Origin of the sequence: Streptomyces sp. 150FB (assembly GCF_000818195.1) — a bacterium.
Taxonomy (GTDB): domain Bacteria; phylum Actinomycetota; class Actinomycetes; order Streptomycetales; family Streptomycetaceae; genus Streptomyces.
In genome coordinates, this window is the sequence record NZ_JTHL01000001.1 from 6,980,110 (window position 1) to 6,985,792 (window position 5,683).

At 69.3% G+C, this 5,683-nt stretch carries 4 protein-coding genes and 1 pseudogene; 1 reads left to right on the plus strand and 4 read right to left on the minus strand.

The genetic code is table 11. The annotated features are described in order from the left end of the window. Positions 1-20 precede the first annotated feature (20 nt). Positions 21-419: pseudogene (locus tag QR77_RS29945) on the minus strand (DUF742 domain-containing protein); the annotation flags it as partial. On the opposite strand from QR77_RS29945, the gene QR77_RS47580 reads away from it, so the two are divergent. Continuing rightward, a complete protein-coding gene (locus tag QR77_RS47580) occupies positions 393-689 on the plus strand; it encodes a hypothetical protein (protein WP_040025125.1) in 297 nt (98 codons plus the stop codon). The pseudogene QR77_RS29945 and the gene QR77_RS47580 overlap by 27 nt on opposite strands. 302 nt (positions 690-991) lie before the next feature. Here the strand turns inward: QR77_RS47580 and QR77_RS29955 are convergent, their stop codons facing one another. The 3 genes from QR77_RS29955 to QR77_RS29965 form a co-directional block, all read right to left on the minus strand. Further along, positions 992-1,405 (minus strand): roadblock/LC7 domain-containing protein, encoded by a 414-nt coding sequence (locus tag QR77_RS29955; RefSeq protein WP_040028900.1) that lies wholly within the window; start codon positions 1,403-1,405, stop codon positions 992-994. Between the two features lie 10 nt (positions 1,406-1,415). Then, entirely contained in the window at positions 1,416-4,799 is a 3,384-nt protein-coding gene (locus tag QR77_RS29960; protein WP_040025126.1) for a nitrate- and nitrite sensing domain-containing protein, read from the minus strand. Positions 4,800-5,141: 342 nt separating this feature from the next. Continuing rightward, a partial coding sequence (locus QR77_RS29965; protein WP_040025127.1) for an ATP/GTP-binding protein occupies positions 5,142-5,683 on the minus strand: 542 nt, incomplete at its 5' end.

A 5,683-nucleotide genomic window follows, 5' to 3' on the forward strand; every position in this document is an offset into this window, starting at 1 on the left:
TTGAGCGGGCTGCACCGCCGCTAGAGCTTGCGAAGTCCACTGAGCACCCTTTCGAGCAGTGTCACGTCTGGCTGACCGCCGACGGCCTCGTCGCCGCCGGGCTGATGGATGGCGACAAGTCCGGCCTCCGCCAGGTCGGCTACGAGGATCCGGGCGACGCCGAGGGGAATGGAGAGAAGAGCCGAGATCTCCGCCACCGACTTGATCTCGAAACAAAGCTGGCAGATCCGCTGGTGCTCGGGCAACTGCCCTTGCAACTGGGACGGATCCGCCGTCGTACTGACCAACGCCTCGATGGCGAGTTGGTAGCGCGGCCGGGTACGTCCGCCTGTCATGGCGTACGGACGTACCAACGGGTTGTGCGTGCCCATGGAAGGCTCGGGCGAAGGACGATGCGGCTGCATCGGCTGAATACGCGGCTGCCGCTGCGGGTAGGGCTGTTGCGGCGGGACACTGGGCCCCTGGACGCGGCCCGGGCCACCCGGGCGGCCCTGGTCCTGCCCGTGGTCCTGCGTGAAGTCGCGGCCGTAGTCCTGGTCGAAGGCCTGACCGGGATCCCGGCCGTACTCGTCCCGGCCGAAGGCCCGGTTCCCGGCCGGGCGCCGGGTCTCGTCCCGACGCGGGTCCGGTCCCTGGTCCTGCCCGTACTCCTGACCGCCGCCCCCGCCGAAGTCCCGGCGCTGCCTTGAGTCTTGAGACGGACCGAAGTCTTGAGGCGACCCGAAGTCCTGAGGCGGCCCGTAGCCCGCCGGCGGCCCCTGGCCCGGCTGTTGGGACCGGCCTTGGTCCCCGGAGTGTCCCTCGGCGTCCTGAGGGTCACCAGGACCCTGCCGTCTGCTCGGCGCAGAGGGAAAGTTGAAGCGGTTGCGGGCATGCTCTCCGCCTGGGGGTGTCGTCACGTTTCCTCCTCCGACTGCCGGTCGCCGGTCCATGTCCCTGTGGAGCCGCGCCACCGCACCCTATGGTGCGGCGGCGGGAAGCGCACTGTCTGTTAGTTGAGAAGACTTCCCTGAAGCTCTGCGCGCAGGTCCGGAGTGAGGACCGTACCGGCACGATCGACCAGAAGTGCCATTTCGTAACCCACCAGACCGATGTCCGCCTCGGGGTGGGCGAGTACGGCCAGTGACGAACCGTCAGAGATGGACATGAGGAAGAGGAAGCCGCGCTCCATCTCCACCACTGTCTGGTTGACGGCACCGCCCTCGAAGATCCGGGACGCCCCTGCCGTCAGCGACGTCAGCCCCGAGGCCACCGCGGCGAGTTGATCGGCGCGGTCGCGCGGGAATCCGTCGGACATGGCCAGCAGGAGTCCGTCGGCGGAGACCACCACGGTGTGGGACACCCCAGGGGTGTTGTCCACGAAGTTGGTGATCAACCAGTTGAGATTCTGCGCCGCCTGGCTCATCGGGCTCACACTAACGCTCCTGGTTGTAGGTACTGCCCGGGCCTTGGCCCGGTCCGTTCGTGTCCGCTCCCGCGCTTCTTCCCCGCTCGACGCCCCGGCGCAGGTTGCTCAACCTGCCCCGTACGTCCTCCGGAGCGCGGGAGACCTGGGGGCCGCCCTGCGGTGTCTGCTCAGCCGTTCCCTCGACCAGGTTCGCCTTGGGCACGCGGCGGGGGAGACCTGACGGCGTGACACCCCCGGCCTTGGGCTCACGGAGCTTCTCGGCCCGGTGCCAGCGGTCGTCGTTGGTCGACCGCCAGCTCTCGGTGCCCTGCGTCCCGTTCTGTCCGGCATCGGGGGCGGCCTGTGCGGCCTGTCCGGCGTCTGAGGCCGGTCCGGCGCCGTTCTGTCCGCCGTCGGCCACCGGGACCTGCCCGGGCTGCCCCTCATGCGCTCCAGCCTGTCCGTTGTGCTGACCGGTCTGTGCGTGCTGTACGGCGTCCTGGTTCCCGTTCCCGGCGGGCTCCTGCTGTCCCTGGTCCTGCTGCTGGCTGCCGCCCCGGCGCGGCAGCCCCGCACCGGTCAAGGCGTGGCTGGTGCTCGGAGAGGGACCCGGACGGTCGAAGCCTACGCGGTCGGCGGCGTTCGCGGGGGCGGCAGGAGCAGATTCCGGAGCGGGGCCCCGGTCAGGCTGGTAACCGCCCTGATATGCGCCCTGATCTGGCCACTCGCCCTGATGGGCATGCGGATCGAACGGGTTCTCGTACGGTGCGGCGCCGCTCTCCGGGGCCTGGTACGAGGGCTCGGCGTAGGGCAGGGCCCCGGGCGCCGCGTACCCCTCGTAGCCGGTCTGCTGCCCGTATCCCGTCTGCTGCTGTTCGTACCCGCTCTGCTGCTCGTAGCCTGCCTGCTGCTGGTAGCCGGTCTGCTGCGAGTAGTCGGCCTGCCGGCCGGGCTCCAGTTGCGGCGCGTAGCCCTGGCCGTATTCGGTCTGCTGCGGCGCGTACTGCCGGCCGTCGACCTGGTCGCTGAAGAGCGGTCCCGCTCCGGCGGTCCCGAACGCGGGCGCCGGTGCGGTGGAGGGGCCGGGGCCGGGAAGGGCGCCGGGCACGGGCTCGGAGCTGCTCGGCGGTGTCCCGCCGTAGCGTGAGTCGTCGAAGCCCAGTTCGGCGGCGGTCAGCATGGCCGGCCCCGACTGCACCTCGGGCGCGGGCAGCGGCTCGGGGGCGACCGGCGGGACGGTGAAGTTGTCGGCGGGAGCGACGTCGAGGACCTCGCCGCCGCCGTGGGTGATCAGGTCGGGGAGCATCACCAGCGAGGTCGTGCCCGCCTGCTCGCCCGAAGGGCGGAGCTGGACGCGGATGCCGTGCCGGTCGGCGAGACGGCCGACCACGAAGAGCCCCATGCGCTGGGAGACGGAGGCATCCACCGTCGGCGGGTTGGCCAGCTTGTGGTTGATGTCGGCGAAGTCCTCGGCGGTGAGGCCGATGCCCTTGTCGTGGATCTCGATCATCACGCGGCCGTCGGGCAGCCTGGTCGCTGTGACCCGCACCTTGGTCTGCGGGGACGAGAACGTGGTCGCGTTCTCCAGCAGCTCGGCCAGCAGATGCACCAGGTCGGTCACGGCCTGGCCGTGGATCTCGGCCTCAGGTACGCCGGTCAGCTCTATCCGCGCGTACGACTCCACCTCGGAGGAGGCGGCGCGCAGTACGTCGACCAGCGGAACCGGCTGGTTCCAGCGGCGGCCCGGCTCCTCACCGGCGAGGACCAAGAGGTTCTCGCCGTTGCGGCGCATCCGGGTGGCCAGGTGGTCCAGCTTGAAGAGGCTCGCGAGCTGCTCGGGCTCGCCCTCGTTCGTCTCCAGCTCCGAGATCAGCGTGAGCTGGCCCTCGATCAGCGACTGGTTGCGCCGCGAGAGGTTGGTGAAGATCGCATTGACGTTTCCGCGCAGCATGGCCTGCTCGGCCGCCAGCCTGACCGCTTCCCGGTGGACCTGGTCGAAGGCGCGGGCGACCTCGCCTATCTCGTCGCGCGAATCGATGGGGATGGGCCGTACACGGGTGTCGACCCGGCCCGGCTCGGTACGGGAGAGCTGGTCGACCAGCATCGGCAGCCGCTGCTCGGCGATGCCGAAGGCGGCCGTACGCAGCGTCCGCATGGAGCGGCTCATCTGCCGGGCCATCATCCCGGCCAGGATGAAGGCGGCCAGCAGGGCGATCACGACGATGCCGCCGTCGGTGTAGGCGTCGTTCCTGGCGCTGGTCGAGATGTGCGCCGCGTCGGCCACCGCCTTGTCGACGAGGCCCTTCTCGATCTCCGTGTAACCGTTGAACTTCGCGGTCGAAGCGGCCATCCAGGTGTCGGGCGTGACACCGCGCGCCGCGAGCTGCTTCGGGCTGTCGCCGGTGGCTATCGCGGCGACCATGCCGTCGACGACGGAACCCGCCTGGGTCGGCGGGGGAGTGAAGTGCTTGCCGGTGGCCTGCGCCCGCTGCTTGGCTGCGGCGATCTGGGAGGCGCCCTCGGCCGCCTCCTTCTTCATGACGTCCTGGAGCTTGACCGTGTCGGCCGCCGTGCCGCCGGAGACGTACTCGCCGACGGAGATGTTCTCCAGATACGCGTACGAGGAGAACGCGATCACCTGGCCGCTCTTGACGGCCGGCTCCCGGCTGGGCCTGACGAGCAGATGCGTCCCGATGGAGCGCTGGAGCGACTCGGCCGCCTTGGCGAGCTGGATGGCGTAGACCGTACGGCCGTAGCTCGTGATGTTGCCGGTACCGAGGCCCAGTTCGTTCGAGAACTCCATCAGGGAGTGCTGGACCGTCGTGTAGCCCTCCTCCGTCGCCACCGGGCCGCCGTGGTCGCCGGTCTTGTCGGGGGTCTCCACGCCCGCGGTGTACGCGCTCTGCCGGAGGGCGGCGAGCTTGGGCTCCTCGCCGCGGAACAGGCTGAGTCGGCGCTGAAGCCCCTGCTTCGCTGGCATGTCGCGGACCGCGGCGTCGAACTTCTTCTTCGCCGCGTCGGTGAGCGCGCGGGTCCTGTTCACGGCCGGGTCGTCACGGTGGTTGGCGAGCAACGGCTGCGCGGTGAGGTCGCGTTCGTCGAGGAGCGCCTGCCCGTACTGCGAGGCGGCCCGTACGACGAGCGCGGTCTTCTCGGCGTCCTGCGCCTCGCGCCAGGTGTCTATCGATCCCTTGACCTGGAAGCCGCCCATCACAAGGCCGACGAGCACCGGGATGAGGAGGATCGCGTTCAGCCTGGTCGGCACGCGCCAGTTGCGCGGCGCCAGCCGGCTGGAACTGCCGGCGGGCCGGTCGGCGGCTTCAGGAGGACGCGCAGGCGGCGCCGCTGTGCGCGGCGGCGGAGTGAAATTACCCCGTGCCTGCTCCGCGGAGCTCGTCTTGCTTCGCCTCACTCGACCAACAACCTCTCGGCGCCGGCACCTACGTCGTGCCGTGTTTCGTTTCAGGGGCCGTGACTACTCGGGAGTCGACGAATTCCAGCACGGGGAGCGGCCGCACTCCAAACAGTTGGAACCAGCCAATCCGAGTGATCCAGGCCGCTGATAAAACGGGCATAAAGAGCGAGCGACGCCAAAAGGTGAGGCTGAGGTGAGCGCAGGGGTACCAGATGACCGCGTCGCGTGTCCGAGACCCATGAATTCTCTGTCGAAATGTTATGAACGCAGGGGCGGGCCGTGTCGGACGACACAGCCTCGGCCCCTGGAACGTGTACAGCAAGTGCCGTAGAGCGATACCTACTTGAGTCGTGCCATGAGGGCGTGTTCGACGAGGGTGATGAGGCCGCTTTTGGCGTCGGCGCGGTGGCGGGCGTCGGTGGTGATGATGGGGGTGTCGGGGCCGATCTGGAGGGCTTCGCGTACTTCGTCGGGGGTGTAGGGCTGGTGTCCGTCGAAGCCGTTGAGGGCGATGACGAAGGGGAGTCCTGAGTTTTCGAAGTAGTCGACCGCGGGGAAGCAGTCGGCGAGCCTGCGGGTGTCCACCAGCACGATGGCACCGATGGCGCCGCGTACGAGGTCGTCCCACATGAACCAGAAGCGGTCCTGTCCGGGGGTGCCGAAGAGGTAGAGGATCAGGTCCTGGTCGAGGGTGATGCGGCCGAAGTCCATGGCCACCGTGGTGGTGGTTTTGTCTCCGGTGTGTGTGAGGTCGTCGATGCCCGCGGAGGCGGACGTCATGACGGCTTCGGTACGCAGCGGGTTGATCTCCGAGACGGCGCCGACGAACGTGGTCTTGCCCACGCCGAATCCGCCCGCCACCACGATCTTCGCGCTGGTGG

What these genes read in the sequence shown, in the direction of transcription:
- QR77_RS47580 (WP_040025125.1), top strand. Translation starts at nt 393, where the DNA reads ATGCGGCTGCATCGGCTGAATACGCGGCTGCCGCTGCGGGTAGGGCTG.
- QR77_RS29955 (WP_040028900.1), bottom strand. Translation starts at nt 1,405, where the DNA reads ATGAGCCAGGCGGCGCAGAATCTCAACTGGTTGATCACCAACTTCGTG.